This window comes from Stappia stellulata, from assembly GCF_020176715.1.
GTDB lineage: Bacteria > Pseudomonadota > Alphaproteobacteria > Rhizobiales > Stappiaceae > Stappia.
The window spans coordinates 92,396-112,306 of the sequence record NZ_JAIVMF010000006.1 but is presented as its reverse complement, the minus strand read 5'-3'; the positions used below and the strand labels follow the sequence as shown (position 1 = coordinate 112,306).

The window sequence follows — 19,911 nt, the reverse complement described above, 5'->3', positions numbered from 1 at the left end:
CAGCGCTCTCGCGGCACCCGGCCTTCCCGGGCCGGATGCCGGACACATACATCATTCAACTGACGGATCGCGTCCCGCGTGCCTCGCGGCGACGTCTTCAAAAGGTGCAAAATGTCGGAAACGATCAAGCTGATTTCCCCGGTCGACGGGTCGGTCTATGCCGAACGTCCGGTGACCGCGGATGCCGAACTCAACCGGGCCGTGGCCCGTTCGCGCACCGCCCAGGCCGACTGGGCCGCACGGCCGATTGCCGAGCGCTGCGCCGCCGTCGGCGCGGCCATCGACGCGCTCGAGGCGATGAACGACGAGATCGTGCCGGAGCTCGCCTGGCAGATGGGCCGTCCGGTCCGCTATGGCGGCGAGATGGGCGGCACGCGCGAACGCGCCGACTATATGATCAAGATCGCCGAGGAGGCGCTTGAGCCCCGCCGGCACACGGATCGTCCGGGCTTCACCCGCTACGTGAAGCCCGAGCCGCTCGGCATCGTCATGGTGATCGCGCCGTGGAACTATCCCTTCATGACGGCGATCAACACCGTTGTTCCGGCCCTGATCGCCGGCAACACGGTGATCCTCAAGCATGCCGCGCAGACGCTGCTCGTCGGCGAGCGCCTCGATGCCGCTTTCAAGAAGGCAGGTCTGCCCGAAGGCGTGTTCCAGAACGTCGTGCTGACCCACGGCCAGACCGAGACGCTGCTCAAGTCGGGCGCCATCGATCACATCAATTTCACCGGCTCCGTCGCCGGCGGCCGTGCCATCGAGAAGGCGGCTGCGGGAACCTTCGCCTCGCTGGCGCTGGAGCTCGGCGGCAAGGATCCCGCTTATGTGCGGGCCGATGCCGATGTCGACGCCGCCGTTGCCGGGCTCGCCGACGGGGCCTTCTTCAACTCCGGCCAATGCTGCTGCGGCATCGAGCGCGTCTATGTGCATGAAAAGCACTTTGACGCCGTGGTCGAGGGGCTTGCCGAGGTCGCGCGATCCTATGTGCTCGGCAATCCGCTCGACGAGGCGACGACGCTCGGGCCGATGGCGCAGGCGCGTTTCGCCGCCTGGGTGCGCGAACAGACCGACGAGGCCCTGCGCAAGGGTGCGAAGGCGCTGGTCGACCCCTCTGCCTTTGCCGCCAATGCGCCGGGCACCGCCTATCTCGCGCCGCAGGTTCTCGTCGACGTCGATCACCAGATGTCGGTGATGCGCGAGGAAAGCTTCGGTCCCGTCGTCGGCGTGATGAAGGTGCGCAACGACGAAGAAGCGCTGGCGCTGATGAACGACAGCCCCTATGGCCTTACCGCCTCGATCTGGACGACGGACGAACAGGCCGCGATCGCGCTTGGCGACAGGCTGGAGACGGGCACCGTCTTCATGAACCGTTGCGACTATCTCGACCCGGCGCTGGTCTGGACCGGGGTCAAGGAGACCGGCAAGGGCGCGGCCCTGTCGGAGCTTGGCTATCTGTCGCTGACGCGTCCGAAGTCCTATCACCTGCGCCTCAAGACCTGAGGCCCGTCCCCCGCGGCGTTTTCCGGACGTCGCCGGCTCCCAAGAATTTTCGCCTTTCGTTTTCCCGCCGCAGCGCGCGGCGCTTTCAGGGTCCATCGTCATGACGTCCACCCCTTCCGCAAACTGGTCCTATCCCACCTCCGTGCGTTTCGGCGCCGGCCGCATCAAGGAGCTCGGCTCCTGCGCCGCCATCGTCGGCATGAAACGTCCCCTGCTCGTCACCGATCCGGGCCTTGCAAAACTGCCGATGACCGAGGCAGCACTTGATGTGCTGCGTGATGCCGGGCTGGAGCCGGCCGTCTTCAGCGAGATCAAGCCCAATCCGACCGGTGCCAATGTCGAGGCGGGTGTCGCCGCCTATCGCGCTGGCAACCATGACGGCGTGATCGCCTTTGGCGGCGGCTCGGGCCTCGATGCCGGCAAGGCGATCGCCTTCATGTCCGGCCAGACGCGGCCGATGTGGGATTTCGAGGATGTCGGCGACTGGTGGAAGCGCGCCGACCCGGCCGGCATCGCTCCGATCATCGCGGTTCCGACCACCGCCGGCACCGGCTCCGAGGTCGGGCGCGCGGGCGTCATCACCAATGAGGAAACCCACACCAAGAAGGTGATCTTCCATCCCAAGATGCTGCCCGAGATCGTGATCTGCGATCCCGAATTGACCGTCGGCATGCCGCGCTATTTCACGGTTGGCACCGGCATGGACGCGCTGGCGCATTGCCTGGAGGCCTATTCCTCGACCTTCTACCATCCGATGGGTGACGGCATCGCGCTGGAAGGCATCCGCCTGGTGTTTGAAAACCTCAAGCGCGCGGCAGACGTGCCGGACGATCTCGTGGCGCGCGGCAACATGATGTCCGCCGCGGCCATGGGCGCGGTCGCGTTCCAGAAGGGGCTCGGCGCGATCCACGCGTTGTCGCATCCCGTGGGCGCGCTCTACGACACGCATCACGGCATGACCAATGCGGTGTTCATGCCCTATGTGCTGGCGTTCAACCGTCCGGTGATCGAGGAGAAATTCGCCCGTCTCGCCGGCTTCCTCGGCCTTGAGGGCGGGTTCGACGGCGTGATGAAGGCGGTGCTGAAGCTGCGCGAGGAACTGGATGTGCCGAACACGCTCGCCGGCCTCAATGTCGACGGTGCGCAGGCCGCGAAGATCGCCGAGATGGCCGTGGTCGATCCGACCGCCGGCGGCAACCCGCTGGAACTGACGGTCGAGGGCGCCCGTGCGATCTTCGACGCGGCGCTGGAAGGCCGCCTCTAGGACGCAATAACGAACAAGCACGCGGACAAACCCGCGTGCGAAAGAGGGCGGCGGGCCGGTTCCGCCGCCCTCCTCGATTGACACAGGGTCGCTTCCGCCCCTACATCCTTGGCGCGCCCGCACCCGGCGGGCAGCATGATCTCAAGCGGGACGAGGCACTATGACGACAACGCGGATCGACCGTCGCTTTGCGGCGTGCAAAGCGGCGAACAGGCCGGCGCTGGTGACCTTCGTGACGGCCGGCGACCCCGATCTTGCGACCTCGCAGGCGATCCTCGACGCGCTTCCGGCCGCCGGCGCGGATGTCATCGAACTGGGCATGCCGTTTTCGGACCCGATGGCCGAGGGCATTCCCATCCAGCTTGCCACGCAGCGGGCGCTGGCCGCGGGCCAGACCATGGACAAGACGCTGGACATGGTGCGGGCGTTCCGCAAGCACGACGACGACACGCCCATCGTTCTGATGGGTTACTACAATCCGATCTATGTGCGTGATCCGGCCGTCTTCGTGAAGACGGCGGTCGAGGCCGGCGTGGACGGATTGATCGTCGTCGACATCCCGCCCGAGGCCGACGACGAATTGTGCCTGCCCGCGCTGGCGGCCGGCCTGAATTTCATTCGCCTCACCACGCCGACGACCGACGACAAGCGTCTGCCGGCCGTGCTCGCCAATACCTCCGGTTTCGTATACTACGTGTCGGTGACCGGGATCACCGGCGCGACCATCGCCAATCGCACCCGCGTCGGCGAGGCCGTGCAGCGCATCAAGCGCCATACCGATCTGCCCGTTGCGGTCGGCTTTGGCGTAAAGACGGCGGAAGACGCGGAAGTCATCGGCCGGGATGCCGACGGCGTCGTGGTCGGCTCCGTTCTGGTCGAAGCGGTGCGCAACAGCCTTGATGATGCCGGAAAAGCGACCGATAAGACGGTGAGCGCGGTGAGCGATGTTGTAAAAAGCCTTGCCGGTGGCGTGGCGCGCGCGCGACAGGGCTAGACGGCTAGGCCCATCGGCCGCGCGGCAGATCCCGCGCTGAGCCTGGACACGAGAAACGGACGGTAGTCACCTTGAACTGGATCAACAACCTCGTTCGCCCGAAGATCCGCGGTCTGCTGCAGAAGCGGGACGTGCCGGAGAACCTCTGGATCAAGTGCCCCGAAACCGGGGAAATGGTGTTCCACCGCGACCTCGAGGCCAACCAGTGGGTCGTGCCGACGTCCGGCCATCACATGCGCATCGCCGGCAAGAAACGGCTGGAGCTGTTCTTCGACGGCGGAACCTACGAAACGATCAAGACACCGGATGTCGCGGCCGACCCGCTGAAGTTTCGCGACGAGAAACGCTATACGGACCGGCTGCGCGATGCCCGCGCCAAGACCGGGCTGGAAGATGCGGTGACGGTTGCGACCGGCCTGCTCAAGGGCATGCCGATGACCGCAGCCGTGCAGGATTTTACCTTCATGGGCGGATCGCTCGGCATGGCGGCGGGCGAGGCGGTGCTTGCCGGAATGGAAGCCGCGGTCGAACGCAAGACGCCCTTTGTCATGTTCACCGCGTCCGGCGGTGCGCGCATGCAGGAGGGCATCCTGTCGCTGATGCAGATGCCGCGCACCACCGTCGGGGTACAGATGCTGCGCGAGGCGGGGCTGCCCTATATCGTCGTGCTGACCAATCCGACGACGGGCGGGGTGACCGCGTCCTATGCCATGCTCGGCGACGTGCATCTGGCCGAGCCCGGCGCCCTGATCGGCTTCGCCGGACCGCGTGTCATCGAACAGGCGCTTCGCGAGAAATTGCCCGATGGGTTCCAACGCTCGGAGTATCTTTTCGATCACGGCATGATCGACATGGTGGTCCACCGCCACGATCTGCCGGAAACGATCGCCCGTATTTGCGGCATCCTGACCAAGACGCCGGTCGGTATTCCGGATCCGGAAGAGCTTGCGGCCGATATTGCCGCAGCCGACGGCGTGAAGGACGAAATGCCGTCGGAAACCGGGACGGCGAAAAAAGACGAGGCAGCGGCCGGCAAGGCCTCCTGAGACTCTTGCGGCGAAGGAAACCGGCGCGCGGGTGTCGCCAGGGCGACATCACGGTTGCGTTGCGCTTGCGCATCGGTTTCGTGCGGCCTAACAGATCCGCAAACGGGGCGCATGTGTCGCGACGGACCGTACGGGCAGACAAATGGATCAGGTAACGGCGATACTGGACCGGTTGCTGGCGCTTCATCCGCGCGAGATCGACCTGTCGCTTGGACGGATGGAGCGCCTTCTCGACGCGCTCGGCCGTCCGCAGGACCGCCTGCCGCCGACGATCCACATCGCCGGCACCAACGGCAAGGGATCGACCACCGCCTTCCTGCGCGCGATCCTGGAGGCGGCCGGCCTCCGGGTCCACGTCTACACCTCCCCGCATCTCGTCGCCTTCAACGAACGCATCCGCATCGCCGGCCGGCTTGTCGACGATGCGCGGCTGATTTCCGCGCTTGATGCCTGCGAACAGGCGAATGCCGGAGCCGAGATCACCTTCTTCGAGGTGACGACGGCGGCGGCCTTGCTGCTGTTTGCCGAAGAACCTGCCGATATCCTGCTGCTTGAGGTCGGGCTTGGCGGGCGGCTCGACGCCACGAATGTCATCGACGCCCCGCTCGCCAGCGTGATCACGCCGGTCTCCATGGACCACGAGCGCTATCTTGGTGAAACGCTTGCCGATATCGCCGCCGAGAAGGCCGGTATCCTGAAAGCCGGCGCGCCGGCCGTGATCGCTCCCCAGCCGGAAGCCGCCCGTGCCGTCATCGAGCGGGTGGCGGGCGCTCTCGGCGCGCCGCTTGCCTCTTTCGGTGAAGCCTTTCAGGCGTGGGAGGAAAACGGCCGGCTGGTCTATCAGGACGACGAGGGCCTGATGGACCTGCCCCGTCCGCGGCTGATCGGGCGTCATCAGGCGGTCAATGCCGGCATGGCCATTGCCGCCCTGCGCCAGGCGGGACGCCTGCCGGACCCGGACACCGTAGGTCGCGGCCTGCTCACCGTGGACTGGCCGGGCCGCATGCAGCCGCTGATGCATGGCCCCGTGCTGGAGCTCTGCCCGCCGGACACCGAGCTTTGGCTCGATGGCGGGCACAATCCGGGCGCGGGTGCGGCCATCGCAGCGGAAATGGCCTTGCAGGAAGAGCGCTCGGACCGGCCGCTCTATCTCGTGACCGGCATGCTGAAGACCAAGGATCCGGTCGGCTTCTTTCAGCCCTTCGCGGGCCTTGTCCGGCATGTCGCGACCATTCCGCTGGCCTCGACCGACGCCTATCGCACGCCGGAGGATCTGGTGTCGGCCGCGACCGGTGCCGGTCTCTCCGCGACCGCGTTTTCGTCGCTGGAAGCCGCACTGGCGGATGTGCGCGCGCGCGCCGGGGAAGACGGGGTCGCCCCGCGGGTGCTGATCTGCGGCTCGCTCTATCTTGCCGGCGAAATCCTGTCGAAGAACGGCATGCGACCGGTCTGAAGACCGCCGGTCAGAGTTTCCTCAGCCGCACCTCGTTGATCGCGTGATCGGAGCCCTTGCTCAGGATCAGGTCGGCGCGTGGGCGCGTCGGCAGGATGTTCTCCTGCAGATTGACCAGGTTGATCTCGCTCCACAGCCCCTCGGCGATCGCCAGCGCGTCCTCGTCGCTCGCCAGCGCGTATTTGTTGAAATAGGAGCCGGGATCGCGGAAGGCGGTCTCGCGCAGGCGCATGAAGCGCGAGACGTACCAGTTGTGCAGCACGTCCTCGTCGGCATCGATATAGATCGAGAAGTCGAAGAAATCGGAAACGAAGGGCACTTCCTTGCCGTCGCGCGGCAGGTTGCTGGTCTGAAGGACGTTCAGCCCTTCCAGGATGAGGATGTCGGGGCGGTCCACGGTGACCGATTGGCCCGGCATGACGTCATAATAGAAATGCGAATAGACCGGCGCGGCGACATGCCGGCGGCCGGCCTTCAGGTCCGACAGGAACTTCAGCAACGCCGGCCGGTCGTAGCTTTCCGGAAAGCCCTTCTTGCGCATCAGTCCTTCCGCTTCCAGAACCGCGTTGGGATAAAGGAAGCCGTCGGTCGTCACCAGGTCGACCTTGGGGCTTGCCGGCCAGCGGGCTAGCAGCGCCTGAAGCAGGCGCGCTGTTGTGGACTTCCCCACGGCGACGGAGCCGGCAATGCCGATGATGAAGGGGTTCTTGACCTCGTTGCTGCCGAGAAAGCGGTTGGTCGCCCGGTGCAGTTGCTGGGTCGCCTCCACATAATAGGCAAGCAAGCGCGACAATGGCAGCAGGATCGATTCCACCTGGGCGATCGAGACGGGGTCGTTCAGGCTTTGCAGCCGCCGCACCTCTTCCGCGCGCAGCGTCATCGGCGTGTCGGCGCGCAGACGCGCCCATTCGGCCTCGGTGAACACGCGATAGGGCGAAAGCTCGTCCTCGGCGACTTTGCTCAGACTGTGTTCCATGACCAAAGTGACGTCCCGATCCCCTGCCCGGACGGTTTTTCGCGTCCGGTTTGACCCCCGTGCGGCCGCCCGTCGGTCGCTGCGTTGGCCCTGTAAGCCCCGGCGCCGGTGTGGCGCCCGTTGCGGCCTCGCACCCGCCCCCGCTCAGTCGCGCGGCCGCGAGGCCTTTTCCTCAAGCCCGGTCTGTCCGGTGCGTCGTGCCAGTTCGTCCATCACCGCCGAAAGCGGCACGTCGCGAGCGCGCAGCAGCACCAGCAGATGATACAGCAGGTCCGCGGCCTCTCCGGTCAGTTCCTTCGGGTCGTTCTCGACAGCGGCGATGGCGGCCTCCACCGCCTCCTCGCCGACCTTTTGCGCGATTTTCGAAACGCCCTTGTCCATCAGCTTGCGGGTGTAGGACGATGCGTCGTCGCTGGCCGCCCGCGTGGCGATAATGCGGTCGAGATCGTCAAGTGTGAAGCCGGTCATTGGTCGAAGCGAGCTCCCTGGCCCGTGTCAGGCGGTCCAGGCCGCCGGTCCATCTCACGCATCGAGGCGCATCGGAATGCCGTTTGCCGCCATATGCGTTTTTGTTTCGCGGATCGTGTGTGTTCCGAAGTGAAAGATCGAGGCGGCGAGAACAGCGGTCGCGTGCCCGTCGCGCACCCCTTCCACCATGTGGTCGAGCGTGCCGACGCCGCCGGAGGCGATCACCGGCACGGGCACGGCATCGGCGATGGCGCGTGTCAGTGCGATGTTGAAGCCGAGGCGCGTGCCGTCGCGGTCCATCGAGGTGACGAGCAGCTCGCCCGCGCCAAGCTCAACGGCCTTGCGCGCGAAGTCGACCGCATCGATGCCGGTTTCCGTGCGCCCGCCATGGGTGAAGATCTCGAAGCGCTCCGGCTCGCCGGGGGCGTTGACCTGCTTGGCATCGATGGAAACGACAATGCATTGCGCGCCGAATTTCTCAGCCGCCTCGCGGATGAACTCGGGGTTCTTTACCGCAGCGGTATTGATCGACACCTTGTCGGCGCCGGCGATCAGCAGCTTGCGGATATCCTCGACCGTGCGCACGCCACCACCGACGGTCAGCGGCATGAAACAGGCTTCCGCCGTCCGGCGCACCACGTCGTAGATCGTGTCGCGGCCTTCGTGACTGGCGGTGATGTCGAGGAAGCACAATTCGTCCGCGCCCGCCGCGTCATAGGCCTTGGCGGCCTCCACGGGGTCGCCGGCATCGACCAGATTGACGAAATTGACGCCCTTGACGACACGGCCGTCCTTCACGTCCAGGCAGGGAATAACACGGGCTTTCAACATCTTGGCAATGCCTCGGGCGATTTTCGCGGGTGCAGCATAACGACAAGGCCGCGAAACTGCAAAGCCGGGCAATGCCAGGCATTGGACAGTCCCGCGCAGCGGCCGTCAGGCGGATTTCAGAAGGGCGATGGCCTCGGCCGGATCGAGCCGACCGTCATAAAGCGCACGGCCGGAGATCGCGCCGGCAAGGATCGCGCAGTCGGGCGAGGCGAGGCGGCGCACATCCTCGATGGAGGCCAGTCCGCCGGAGGCGATCACCGGGATCGAGGTGGCTTTCGCCAGATCGAGGGTCGCGTCCCAGTTGATCCCGGCAAGCACGCCGTCGCGGTCGATGTCGGTATAGATGATCGCGGCAACGCCGGCATCCTCGAAACGGGAGGCCAGCTCGCTTGCGGCAAGCTGCGAGGTTTCCGCCCAGCCTTCGACCGCGACCTTGCCGCCGCGTGCGTCGATGCCGACGGCGATGCGTCCGGGAAAGGCCGCGCAGGCATCCTTCACAAGCTGCGGATCGCGCACGGCGACCGTGCCGAGGATGACCCGGGCAATGCCCTTCGCCAGCCACGCCTCGATATGGGCGAGGCTGCGGATACCGCCGCCGAGCTGCACCGGGTTGGTGGTGGCCGACAGGATCGCGTCGACGGCATCGCCGTTTCGGCTTTCACCGGCAAAGGCACCGTCGAGATCGACGACATGCAGCCAGTCGAAGCCCTGGTCCTGAAAGGCCCTGGCCTGGGCGCCGGGACTGTCGTTGAAGACGGTCGCCTGGTCCATGTCGCCGAGCTTCAGGCGGACGCATTGGCCGCCCTTGAGGTCGATGGCGGGAAAGAGTGTAGGCATGGGAAAAGATCCGGTGTTGACGATCGGTCGGGCGCCTCAGGGCGTCCAGTCGAGGAAATTGGCGATCAGCTCCAGCCCGAGCCGCTGGCTCTTTTCCGGGTGGAACTGCGTGCCGATCATGGTGTCGCGGCCGACGATCGCGGTGATCGTGCCGCCGTAGTCGGTGGTGGCGAGCACATGCGCGGGATCGCTGGCGGCAAGGTGATAGGAGTGCACGAAATAGGCGTGCAGCCCGTCCGGACCGGTGTCGAGCCCATGGAGAACGGGATGATCCCGCGTCACCGTGATCGTGTTCCAGCCCATGTGCGGGATCTTCAACGCCGGATCGTCCGGCGTGATCGCAGTGACGTCGCCGGGAATCCAGCCAAAGCCCTCGGTGGTCTCGAACTCGAGGCCGCGGCTTGCCATCAGCTGCATGCCGACGCAGATCCCGAAGAACGGCCGCCCCTTGATCTCCACCGCCTCGATCAGCGCCTCGGCCATGCCGTCGACCGCCTTCAGGCCGCGCGAACAGTCGGCGAAGGCACCGACGCCGGGCAGCACGATGCGGTCGGCCGCGGCGACCACGTCGGGATCGGCGGTGACGCGCACTTGCGGGGCGCGTGCATGGGCCCGTGCCGCATGCTCGAACGCCTTTTCCGCGGAGCGCAGGTTGCCCGATCCATAGTCGATGATGGCGATCAGCATGGTCTGTGTTTTCCGATTGTCGTTTGGTGTCAGCCCTGGCGGGGTCCCGGTGTCAGGCCGACGACATGCGCGCTGGCGAACCGCGGAGCATTGGCCGGGCCCGTACGCGGGGCGGGCGCCGGAGCCGGCGCCGTCGGCGCGGGGCTGGTCCGCCGGGCCGCGAGGGCGGAGAAGAAGCGTTGTTCGGCGTCGGCGAGCGTGCTGCCCTCGACCGTCGCGACCAATTGCCAGCCGCGTCGTTCCATCGTCCAGCGCCGAAGCCCGTTGGCTTCCAGCGCGACCAGCAGGGCAAACAGGATGCCGCCGACAAAGGGGGCGACGCCGCCGATGTGGCGTGTCACGAACTCAAGCAGCAGTGCCAGCACCAGATAGACGATCACGACCAGCCACAGCCGCCGAAACAGCATCCAGACCACCGCGATATAGAGCGCCGGCCAGCAAAAGCCCTCCTTGATGAAGGTGACGCGGTCGAGGTCCGTGTCGCTGAGGCTGTCCAGCTGAGTGTCCGGCGGTATCAGCACCGTATACATGGTCATGCGGCGCGCCTCCCTGCGCTCCTGCGGCGCGTCAGCCGCCGAGCTGGCCCTTGGTGGACGGCACCCGTCCCGATTGCCGGGGATCGGCTTCGATCGCCTTGCGCAGGCAGCGGGCCACCGCCTTGAAGCAGGTTTCGGCGATGTGGTGGCAGTTGCGCCCGGTGAGATTGGCGACATGCAGCGTGATGCCGGCGTTCATCGCGAAGGCGCGGAAGAACTCCTCGAAGAGCTCCGTATCGAAGTCGCCGACCTTGTCGCGGTCGAAGGCGACGTCCCAGACCAGGAACGGCCGGCCGGAGACATCCAGTGCGCAGCGCGTCAGCGCCTCGTCCATCGCCAGGTGGCAATCCGCATATCGGGTGATGCCCGTCATGTCGCCGAGCGCGCTTTTCAGCGCCTGCCCGAGCGCGATGCCGACGTCTTCCGTCGTGTGGTGGGCGTCGATATGGGTGTCGCCGGTGGCGCGGACGGTGATGTCGATCAGGGAATGCCGGGCGAGCTGTTCGAGCATATGGTCCAGGAACCCGACGCCGGTCGTGATCTGATAGGCTCCGGTGCCGTCGAGCGTGACGCTGACGGAGATATCCGTTTCCTTGGTCGTGCGCGAGATCGTCGCGGTGCGCATGGACGGCGTTTCCCTGTGGCGGCCCGGCAAGTCGTCGCGGGCAGGTGGTCGTCATGTCGAAGGCGAGGCCCTCGCCGGCCCTCTTCGGCGGCCGGCGGTTTTTGCCTTGTATCAGGGCGCCGGGTCCAAGGAAATACCTCCCGCCGATCAGCCCTGCGATCTGGTCAAGACCGGCGCCCTTGGCGTAAGAGTGCCTGGACTGCCCCTGACGCACGGAGACGCCCGACATGCCCGCCGATTTCTCGCCCTCGCCCTTTGCGCCCGCAACCGCCCGCGATCGCCTGATCGTCGGACTTGACGTTCCAACGGTGGACGAAGCCCGCGCCATCGTGCGGCGGACCGAAGGCGCGGTCGGCACCTACAAGATCGGCATGCAGCTTCAGTTCGCCGGCGGGCTGGAATTTGCCCGCGAGCTGGCCGAGGCGGGGCATTCCATCTTCCTCGACGTCAAACTTCTAGATATCGACAACACGGTTGCCAAGGCGGTGGAGAACATTGCCCGCATGGGCATGCGCTTCGTCACGATCCACGCCTATCCGAAGGCGATGGCGGCGGCGGTGGATGCGCTGGCTGCCTCCGGCGCCAACCTGTGCCTTCTCGGGGTGACGGTGCTCACCTCGATGGACGAGGATGATCTCCATGCCGCCGGCTATGCCGGGTCGGTGCCGGATCTTGTGCGGGTGCGTGCGGCCAATGCAAGGGCGACCGGCATGGGTGGCATCGTCTGTTCGCCGCAGGAGGTGTCCGACCTGCGCGAGGTTCTGGGCGAGGAGCTTGTGACCGTGACGCCGGGCATCCGGCCGGCGGGGTCCGAGGCCGGCGACCAGAAGCGGATCATGACGCCGACGGATGCGATCAGGGCGGGAGCCGATTATCTCGTCGTTGCCCGCCCGATCGTGATGGCGCCCGACCCGCGTGCCGCGGCAGAGGCGATCGTGGCGGAAATCGAAGCGGCGCTATAGTCTGGCTGCGGCTGCAGACATCCGGGCGCTGCCGGTTTCGGCTCTTTCTTCGCGCAACGCATTTGCCAGATGGTCCGTCGCCGCCTGCAGGCCGCCGGCGCCATGCGGGATCGACAGGGCCGAAAGCCCCAACTCGATCGTCGCCAGCGCGCCAAGCACGGCCGGCGCGTTGACATGCCCCATATGGCCGATGCGAAACCCGGTGCCGGCAATCTCCCCGATGGTTTCGCCGATGGTCAATCCGCAAGTGTCCTTGCAGAAATCGCGCAGCCGAGCCGGGTCGCGGCCGGGGGTGAGCACCACGGTCACGGAATTGGCGCGCGTATCCGGATCCAGGATGTTGAATTCCAGCGCGCCGGCCTTCGTCCAGACACCGACGCAGGCGCGGACGGCTTCCGCCAGCAACCGGTGGCGTGTGTGCGCGCCGTCGAGGCCTTCCGCCAGCAGCAGGTCGAGCGCCTTGCGGAAGGCGAAGATCATCTGCACGGGCGGTGTGCCGCAGTATTTCTTGTAGTGCGCCTCGCCCTGGCGGAACGTCCAGTCCCAGTAGAGCGTCCTGAGGTTTGCCGTCGCATGCGCTTTCATGGCGCGTGCGCCCGCTGCAACGAAGGAAAGACCCGGAGGGGTCATCAGGCCTTTCTGCGAGCCGCTGAGCGCGAGATCCACGCCCCAGGCGTCCATGCGAAACGGCACGCAGGCAAGCGAGGCGATGGTGTCGACCATGAAGAGCGCCGGATGGCCGGCGGCATCGATCGCCGCGCGCAGGGCGGGAATGTCGTTGATGACCGAGGAGGCCGTGTCGATCTGAACCGTCAGGATCGCCTTGATGGCATGCCCGCTGTCCTGCCTCAGCCGTGCTTCCAGGGCGTTTGCATCGACGGCCTTGCGCCAGTCGCCCGGCAGGACCTCGACGTTCAGGCCGAGCATTCCGGCCATTTCGCCCCAGCCCATTGCGAATGCGCCCGATTGCAATACCAGAACGGTATCGCCCCGCGACAGCGTGTTGCTGAGCGCCGCCTCCCAGGCTCCATGCCCGTTGGCGGCATAGATGAAGGTGTCGCCGGTCGTGTCGAAGATCGACTTGAGGTCCGCCAGGCAGCGGTCCGTCATCTCGACAAGCTCGCCCTCCCGGATGTCGATGGCCGGGCGGTGCATGGCCTGGAGCACCTCGTCGGGAACGGTCGTCGGCCCCGGAAGCATCAGGATCTTTCTGCCGTTCGCAAGCGTCATGTATGTGTCTCCGGGAGGTGGCCGTTCGGGCCTCGCTTAGCAATCAATCTGGGAATGCGACGGCAGATCAATGTCCATCGAGCGCGAGTTTAAACGACGTTCAGTTCAAGCACAGGCTCTTTTCTGGCCATGCGCCCATAGGCCAGCGCACTCATGTCCAGCGTCCGGTAGCCGCCGTGAATGATCAGCTCGGCGATGCCGCGCCCCACCGCCGGCGCCTGCTGAAGGCCGTGGCCGGAAAAGCCGGCGCACAGAAAAAGCCCCGGCACGCCCTCGACCGGACCGACGAAGGCGTTGTGGTCAAACAGGTTCATGTCGTAATGCCCGGCCCAGGCGGCCCCCGGCTTGATCGCCTCGAAGGCCGGCACGCGATGGGCGAGCGTCGGCCATAGATGGTCCTCGAAGAAGCTATGGTCGACGTCGAAGTCATGGCTCTCGGGATCGGCCGTCTCCGGCGGCGCCGAGCCGCAGAGAAAGCCGGTTCCCTCCGGCCGCACATAGGTGCCGTTGGGGTCGATGAGCAGCGGACAGCCGGCGACGGCCTCGCGGCAGTCGAAGGTGAAGATCATCCGCTTGCGGCTTTCCACCGGGAACGGGATTTCGAGGTCGGCGGCGATCGCCGCGGCCCCGCTTGCGCCGGCTGCGTTCACCAGCTGGCCGCAGGAGACCGTCGTCCCGTCGCCAAGCGTCAGGCGAAAGCCGGATCCCTCGCGTTCGCTGCGCATGACCTCGCCGGCGAGATAGGGCACCTCGTGGGCCCGCGCGGCCTTGCGAAAAGCCTGCATCAACCCGTAGCCGTCGAACCAGCCTTCGCCGGTCCGCCCCCAGCAGCCGGCCGAAATATCCTCGGTGTTGAGCCAGGGGAACTGTCGCTGGAGGCCTTCCGCTTCAAGAAAGACGATGTCGGCGCCCATGCGTGTCTGCAGGGCGTGATTGTCTTCCAGGATGGCCCGCTTGTCGGGCGTGGCGAGAAAAAGATAGCCGCCTTCGTGCAGGTCGATTTGCGGCCGGTCATCGCCAACCGCAAGGCGGGCGCCGATCTCGCGCAGGAAGTCGATGCCGTAGAGCGAAATCTCGATGTTCACCGGGCAGGAAAACTGCTGGCGGATCGAGGCGGCGGACAGCGCGGATGCGCATTTCGCATAGGACGGGTCCTTCTCGATCACCAGAAGGGACCCGGTGAAGTCGGGATCCATCGCCAGGTGGCAGGCGATGGAGGATCCCATCACAGCGCCGCCGACAATGGCGACGTCCACGGTATGATCACTCATGAAGCCCTGTGGTGTGCGAAGCGCGGGAAATGCGGGCGCGCGATCCGCGCACCCGCGTCTGTGTCGGCTCTGCCGCGCTCAGAAGAACGCCTGAAGGCCGGTCTGGGCGCGGCCCAGGATCAGCGCATGGACGTCATGCGTGCCTTCGTAGGTGTTCACCGTCTCCAGGTTCTGCGCGTGGCGCATGACGTGGTATTCCTCCTGGATGCCGTTGCCGCCGTGCATGTCGCGCGCCATGCGGGCGATGTCGAGCGCCTTGCCGCAATTGTTGCGCTTGACGATAGAGATCATCTCCGGTGCCACGCGGCCCTCGTCGAACAGCCGTCCGACCCGCAGGGACCCTTGAAGCCCGAGCGCGATTTCGGTCTGCATGTCGGCGAGCTTCTTCTGGAAGAGCTGGGTCTGGGCGAGCGGCTTGTTGAACTGCTTGCGCTCCAGGCCGTAGTTGCGCGCCCGGTGCCAGCAGTCTTCGGCCGCGCCCAGCGCGCCCCAGGAGATGCCGTAGCGCGCCCGGTTGAGACAGCCGAACGGGCCCTTCAGTCCGGACACATTGGGAAGCAGGGCGTCCTCGCCGACTTCCACATTGTCCATGACGATCTCGCCGGTGATGGAGGCGCGCAAGGAGAGCTTGCCGCCGATCTTCGGCGCGCTGAGGCCCTTCATGCCCTTTTCCAGCACGAAGCCGCGGATGGCGCCGTCATGGGCGTCGGACTTGGCCCAGACGACGAAGACATCGGCGATCGGCGAGTTGGAGATCCACATCTTGGATCCCTTCAGCCGGTAGCCGCCGTCGATCTTCTCCGCGCGGGTGCGCATCCCGGCCGGGTCGGAACCCGCGTCCGGCTCGGTCAGACCGAAGCAGCCGACATGTTCGCCGGAGGCAAGCTTCGGCAGGTACTTCTTGCGCTGGGCCTCGTCGCCATAGGCATAGATCGGATACATCACAAGCGACGACTGCACCGAGTTCATCGACCGATAACCGCTGTCGACGCGTTCGATCTCCCGCGCCACCAGGCCATAGGCCACATAGGAGGCGCCGGCGCAGCCGTAGTCTTCCGGCAGGGTCACGCCGATGAGGCCGAGCTCGCCCATCTCGTTGAAGATCTCGCGGTCGGTGCGCTCGTCGGCATAAGCCGACAGCACCCGCGGCTGGAGCTTTTCCTGCGCATAGGCGCGGGCGGTCTCCATGATGAGGATCTCGTCCTCGTTCAGCTGCTCGCGCAGCAGGAACGGGTCGTCCCAGGCGAAGCTTCCGCCGCCGGCGGGATCGGATTTGCGGCTCGTCGCAGCGCTTGCGGTCATGATCTCAGTCTCCTTGTGGCTCTTTCGGGCGCGGTGTGTCACCGGCGCTGCCCGCGTCTCCCGGGAAGCGCGCCGTGGCCCGAAGCCTGTGTTCGATGAGGCCGAAGTGTCTGGTCTGTGCAGGCCATCTTAAAGTGATATGTTGTCCCCACTTCATGAGCAAATGGAATAGGTTTTGAAACGCGGTTTCGTTCCCCACGCCGACAGCCTGATCGCCTTCGAATGCGCGGCCCGCCACGGCAGTTTTACCCGTGCGGCGGAAGAGCTGCATCTGACCCAGGGCGCGATCTCCAAGCAGGTCCGTCATCTGGAGACCCGGCTGGGGGTTGAGCTGTTCAAGCGGGTGCGCCAGCGCATCGTGCTGACTGACGCAGGCCGGCTGTATCTGCATGACGTGCGCGGTGCGCTGGAAAGCCTGACGGCCGCGACCCGGCAGGTGATGTCCTTTGCCGGCAACGCGGATGTGCTCAATCTGGCGACTCTTCCTTCATTCGGCACCCGCTGGCTGGCGCCGCGGCTTGCGCGCTTCGTCGCCGGCTATCCGGCTGCAAGCTTCAATCTCGCGGTCCGTCTGAGGCCGTTCGATTTCGCCAAGGAGCCTTTCGACGCGGCCATCCACTATGGCGATCCGGTCTGGGCGGGCGCCATTGCCGAGCCGCTGTTTCGCGAAGACGTTATTGCCGTTGCCTCTCCCGGCTTCCGCGACCGGCATCGCATCGAGACGCCCGGCGATCTCGCGCCCGTCATGCGCCTGCACCAGTCGACCCGCCCGCTTGCCTGGCGACAATGGTTCGAACTTGCTGGCGTCGAGACGGAACTGGCCTTCCAGGGGCCGCGGTTCGAGCAGTTCGTGATGATGGCCCAGGCGGCGGCGAATGATTTCGGCGCCGCGCTCGTTCCGCGCTTCCTCGTCGGCGATGAGCTGGCGGAAGGCCGGCTTGTGCAGCTCTTCGACGTCGTGCTGCGCCTGCCCTCGGCCTATCACATCGTCTATCCGGAAAACCGGACGCTCAGGCCGGTGGCCTCGGCATTCCGCGACTGGCTGCATCGCGAGGTGGCGCGTTCCGGCGACGGATAGCCCTCTAAGACCCGCCGGTTTGGAGCGAATTCGCAAGGGTTCGCAAATTGGGGTTTGCAGACCCCGCGAATCCTGTTCGTATCTGGATGTCTTCATTATGGAGATGCGGCGGTCCTGACCGTGAGGTTCCCCCCTCCCTCCTTGCGGTCAGGACCATTTTTTTCGTCGCCGCGATGCCGCGCGTCCCCGAAAAAGGGGACCGACTATCCGCAGCTCGCCGCGGTCGTGTTGCCGTCTGTCGCGACATGAACCCTTGCGACGCCGCGCTTCAGAAACCTGAGTTCGCGCGCTGCCCGACGCGATACATCGATGACACGGCCTCGCACAAAGGGACCGCGATCGACGATGGTGAGATCGATCTTTCGCCCGTTGGCGAGATTGGTGACGGTGACTTTCGTTCCGAACGGCAGGGAACGGTGCGCGGCCGTATAGGCTTCCGGATCCGCCATGACCCCGCTCGCGGTGCGCCCGGTAAGCTCGTACCAGGAGGCCTTGCCGCATTCGGCCGATACCGGCGTTCCCGAGACGGAGGCGAGAGCACTAGTCAAAAGAACGTAGTTGAAAAGCTTGCGAATCACCGAATCACGTCCATAGTTTTGAGAAATAGATTTTCCGAAGGTATTTTCTCGACTTTTTCACCGGTCGAAGATGCCGTTGAAGGACATGGCGTTTATTCATGACATTCTTGAGGCGGAAGCAAGGGGGACGCCCTTGCGGGAAGCGATGGCTGGACATGTGCGGGCAGCCGCGTGACGGGACGGGGACATGAAGGATTCCGATCAGGAAGCCGGTTGGGTCGTTGGATGCGACGGAACGCCGTCATGTCTTCATGCCGCGATCATCAGGGCGGCGCGCGATCCGATCTATTTCTGCACGCCGGACTATGTGATCCGCGAGGCAAATGCCCCCTATAGCGAGATCGGCGGCTATACTCGGGAACAGGCGATCGGCGAGACCGTTCCCTCCGTCGCTGGAGCTTCGGCCTTCGAAAAACGCCGGCATTTTCTCGATGCCGCGCTTGCGGGCGAGCCGGTCGCGCTTCAGGCCTGGGTGGAGGTGCCGGGGAAGGGGCAGAGGTTTTTCGATGTGTCCTACCAGCCGGTGCACAGCAGTGACAACGCGGTCCTCGGTGTCGCGGCATTCGGGCGAGACATTACCGACCTGAAGCGGGCCGACGAAGCCCTGCGGATGTACAAAAGCGTCATCTCGCAGATGAGCGATCGCATTTTCATCATCGATCGCGAATTCCTCTACAAGCTGACCAATGAAAGCAACGCGCGCTGGTATGGTCATACGCCGTCGGAGCTCATCGGTCAGCATGTCGCCGAATTCGTCGGCGCGCACAGGTTCGAGACCGAGGTGCGCCCGACGCTCGAGCGCTGCTTCAAGGGGCATACGCTTGAGTATGACTTCGAGGACACCGAGCCAGGCGGTCGGCCAGTGATCGTCGGCGCCCGGCTCGAGCCCTTCCGCAATGGCGAGGGCGAGATCGAGGGCGCGGTCGTCACCCTGCGGGACGTGACGGAAACGCGCCGCCTGTCGGAACGGCTGGAACGGCTCGCGCTGGCCGACGATCTCACCGGGCTTGCAAACCGGCGGGCGTTCGAGACCTGGCTGGACACGCGCCTGCAAGCGCTGGCCCAGGGCGATGTGGCGCTGCGCGGTTTCAGCGTTGTCTTCATCGATCTCGACGACTTCAAGATCGTCAACGACACGGTCGGCCACGGCGCCGGCGACCGCTTCCTGAGCGGGATCGCCGAGCGGCTGGGAGAATTCGGCTCCGACACGGTCCATGTCGCGCGGATCGGCGGTGACGAGTTCGGCATGGTGATCGACGGCGACGACCGGGAGAACGCCCGTGCCGTCTGCGCACGCGTGCTGGCGATGTTTGACGGGCACAATTTCACCACCGACGGCACCACATTCCGCGGCGGCGCGAGCCTCGGCCTTGCCACGATCACGCCGGAGCTGATCCGCGACGCGACATCCCATGTCGGCAGTGTGCTCCAGTGGGCGGATCATGCCTGCATGCAGGCCAAGGCCGCCGGCGGGCGCCAGATGGTCGAACACAGCGCCTTCGACCGGATCACCGCGCAGCGGCGGGCCGAAGTTCATCACCTCGCCGTCATCGAGCAGGCGCTGAACGACCCGGCGCTGCTGTCGCTCCAGCGCATGCCGGTCAGCGATGTCGAGACCGGCGAGACCGTCATGCATGAGGCGCTCCTGCGTCTCAGGATGCCGGACGGCTCGCTTCAGGGCCCTTCCATGATTCTTGCGACCGCGGAGCGCCACGGTCTGATGCGCAGTGTCGACCGATGGGCCGTCGATGCGGTGCTGAAGCGGCTGGAACCGGAGGGACCGGACCTTCCGGTCGCTTTCAACCTTTCCTCCGACTCGCTGGGCAACAACGATTTCACGCGCCAGCTGCTGCGCCGGCTTTCGGAGGCGCGAGGCGTTGCGCAGAAGCTTGTGATCGAGGTGTCGGAAACGTCGATCACCCAACTCAATGCCTCGGCCTGGAAATGCCTGGCCGACCTGCGCGGGCTTGGTTGCCGCGTCGCCCTCGACGATTTTGGAAAGGGATTCGCATCCTTCTCGCAACTGCGCGAAAACACCTTTGACGTCATCAAGATCGACCGCGTTTTGACCGGCCGCATTTCCAGCGACCCGGTCAAGAAGGCGGCGATTTCCGGAATTGTCGGCCTGGCGGATGCGCTGCATCTTCCAACGGTGGCGGAATATGTGCAGGACGCGGAAACTTTCGCGCCGCTGAAGGCGCTTGGCGTGCGCTATGCGCAGGGGCATTTCATCGGCCGTCCCGAGCCCTGGCCGTTGCCAATCGGCTGAGACC

At 65.7% G+C, this 19,911-nt stretch carries 19 protein-coding genes; 8 read left to right on the top strand and 11 right to left on the bottom strand.

Annotated elements, in window-relative coordinates; genetic code table 11:
* The first annotated feature begins 111 nt into the window (after positions 1–111).
* The 5 genes from LC092_RS09740 (at position 112) to LC092_RS09720 (ending at position 6,257) form a co-directional block, all read left to right on the top strand.
* Entirely contained in the window at positions 112–1,500 is a 1,389-nt protein-coding gene (locus LC092_RS09740) for an aldehyde dehydrogenase family protein (RefSeq protein ID WP_224806325.1), read from the top strand.
* 100 nt (positions 1,501–1,600) lie between these two features.
* Positions 1,601–2,764: an iron-containing alcohol dehydrogenase gene (locus tag LC092_RS09735; RefSeq protein ID WP_224806324.1), complete on the top strand. Its 1,164-nt coding sequence runs from the start codon at positions 1,601–1,603 to the stop codon at positions 2,762–2,764.
* A gap of 160 nt (positions 2,765–2,924) precedes the next feature.
* Positions 2,925–3,758 (top strand): tryptophan synthase subunit alpha, encoded by an 834-nt coding sequence (gene trpA / locus LC092_RS09730; RefSeq protein ID WP_224806323.1) that lies wholly within the window; start codon positions 2,925–2,927, stop codon positions 3,756–3,758.
* Positions 3,759–3,829: 71 nt separating this feature from the next.
* Entirely contained in the window at positions 3,830–4,804 is a 975-nt protein-coding gene (accD, locus tag LC092_RS09725; protein ID WP_224806322.1) for an acetyl-CoA carboxylase, carboxyltransferase subunit beta, read from the top strand.
* Positions 4,805–4,946: 142 nt separating this feature from the next.
* Positions 4,947–6,257: a bifunctional folylpolyglutamate synthase/dihydrofolate synthase gene (locus LC092_RS09720; RefSeq protein WP_224806321.1), complete on the top strand. Its 1,311-nt coding sequence runs from the start codon at positions 4,947–4,949 to the stop codon at positions 6,255–6,257.
* A gap of 10 nt (positions 6,258–6,267) precedes the next feature.
* Here the strand turns inward: LC092_RS09720 and coaA are convergent, their stop codons facing one another.
* The 7 genes from coaA to hisB all read right to left on the bottom strand — a co-directional run bounded on the left by coaA (position 6,268) and on the right by hisB (position 11,217).
* Complete coding sequence (gene coaA / locus LC092_RS09715) at positions 6,268–7,233, bottom strand: type I pantothenate kinase (protein ID WP_224806320.1); 966 nt, start codon at positions 7,231–7,233, stop codon at positions 6,268–6,270.
* Between the two features lie 144 nt (positions 7,234–7,377).
* Complete coding sequence (locus LC092_RS09710) at positions 7,378–7,701, bottom strand: phosphoribosyl-ATP diphosphatase (RefSeq protein ID WP_224806319.1); 324 nt, start codon at positions 7,699–7,701, stop codon at positions 7,378–7,380.
* A 54-nt stretch (positions 7,702–7,755) separates the two neighbouring features.
* Positions 7,756–8,532 carry an imidazole glycerol phosphate synthase subunit HisF gene (gene hisF, locus LC092_RS09705; RefSeq protein ID WP_224806318.1) on the bottom strand — a complete coding sequence of 259 codons (777 nt, stop codon included), beginning with the start codon at positions 8,530–8,532 and terminating at the stop codon, positions 7,756–7,758.
* A 105-nt stretch (positions 8,533–8,637) separates the two neighbouring features.
* Entirely contained in the window at positions 8,638–9,369 is a 732-nt protein-coding gene (gene hisA, locus LC092_RS09700; protein ID WP_224806317.1) for a 1-(5-phosphoribosyl)-5-[(5-phosphoribosylamino)methylideneamino]imidazole-4-carboxamide isomerase, read from the bottom strand.
* 36 nt (positions 9,370–9,405) lie between these two features.
* Positions 9,406–10,056 (bottom strand): imidazole glycerol phosphate synthase subunit HisH, encoded by a 651-nt coding sequence (gene hisH, locus LC092_RS09695; RefSeq protein ID WP_224806316.1) that lies wholly within the window; start codon positions 10,054–10,056, stop codon positions 9,406–9,408.
* Between the two features lie 29 nt (positions 10,057–10,085).
* The gene (locus LC092_RS09690; RefSeq protein ID WP_224806315.1) at positions 10,086–10,592 is read right to left on the bottom strand and encodes a DUF2628 domain-containing protein; all 507 of its coding nucleotides are present in this window, start codon (positions 10,590–10,592) and stop codon (positions 10,086–10,088) included.
* Between the two features lie 31 nt (positions 10,593–10,623).
* A complete protein-coding gene (hisB, locus tag LC092_RS09685; RefSeq protein WP_224806314.1) occupies positions 10,624–11,217 on the bottom strand; it encodes an imidazoleglycerol-phosphate dehydratase HisB in 594 nt (197 codons plus the stop codon).
* 227 nt (positions 11,218–11,444) lie between these two features.
* Between hisB and pyrF the strand changes: the two genes are divergently transcribed.
* The gene (gene pyrF, locus LC092_RS09680) at positions 11,445–12,179 is read left to right on the top strand and encodes an orotidine-5'-phosphate decarboxylase (protein WP_224806313.1); all 735 of its coding nucleotides are present in this window, start codon (positions 11,445–11,447) and stop codon (positions 12,177–12,179) included.
* Here pyrF and LC092_RS09675 read toward each other — a convergent pair.
* The 3 genes from LC092_RS09675 to LC092_RS09665 form a co-directional block, all read right to left on the bottom strand.
* Positions 12,174–13,409, bottom strand: a complete 1,236-nt coding sequence (locus LC092_RS09675) for a pyridoxal-phosphate-dependent aminotransferase family protein (RefSeq protein WP_224806312.1) — start codon at positions 13,407–13,409, stop codon at positions 12,174–12,176. The genes pyrF and LC092_RS09675 overlap by 6 nt on opposite strands.
* Before the next feature lie 89 nt (positions 13,410–13,498).
* The gene (locus LC092_RS09670; RefSeq protein ID WP_224806311.1) at positions 13,499–14,680 is read right to left on the bottom strand and encodes an NAD(P)/FAD-dependent oxidoreductase; all 1,182 of its coding nucleotides are present in this window, start codon (positions 14,678–14,680) and stop codon (positions 13,499–13,501) included.
* Between the two features lie 78 nt (positions 14,681–14,758).
* The gene (locus LC092_RS09665) at positions 14,759–15,982 is read right to left on the bottom strand and encodes an acyl-CoA dehydrogenase (protein WP_224806310.1); all 1,224 of its coding nucleotides are present in this window, start codon (positions 15,980–15,982) and stop codon (positions 14,759–14,761) included.
* Positions 15,983–16,157: 175 nt separating this feature from the next.
* On the opposite strand from LC092_RS09665, the gene LC092_RS09660 reads away from it, so the two are divergent.
* Entirely contained in the window at positions 16,158–17,060 is a 903-nt protein-coding gene (locus LC092_RS09660; RefSeq protein ID WP_224806309.1) for a LysR substrate-binding domain-containing protein, read from the top strand.
* 203 nt (positions 17,061–17,263) lie between these two features.
* Here the strand turns inward: LC092_RS09660 and LC092_RS09655 are convergent, their stop codons facing one another.
* Positions 17,264–17,638 carry a septal ring lytic transglycosylase RlpA family protein gene (locus tag LC092_RS09655; RefSeq protein WP_224806308.1) on the bottom strand — a complete coding sequence of 125 codons (375 nt, stop codon included), beginning with the start codon at positions 17,636–17,638 and terminating at the stop codon, positions 17,264–17,266.
* Between the two features lie 187 nt (positions 17,639–17,825).
* On the opposite strand from LC092_RS09655, the gene LC092_RS09650 reads away from it, so the two are divergent.
* A complete protein-coding gene (locus LC092_RS09650) occupies positions 17,826–19,907 on the top strand; it encodes a putative bifunctional diguanylate cyclase/phosphodiesterase (protein ID WP_224806307.1) in 2,082 nt (693 codons plus the stop codon).
* Positions 19,908–19,911: the final 4 nt, after the last annotated feature.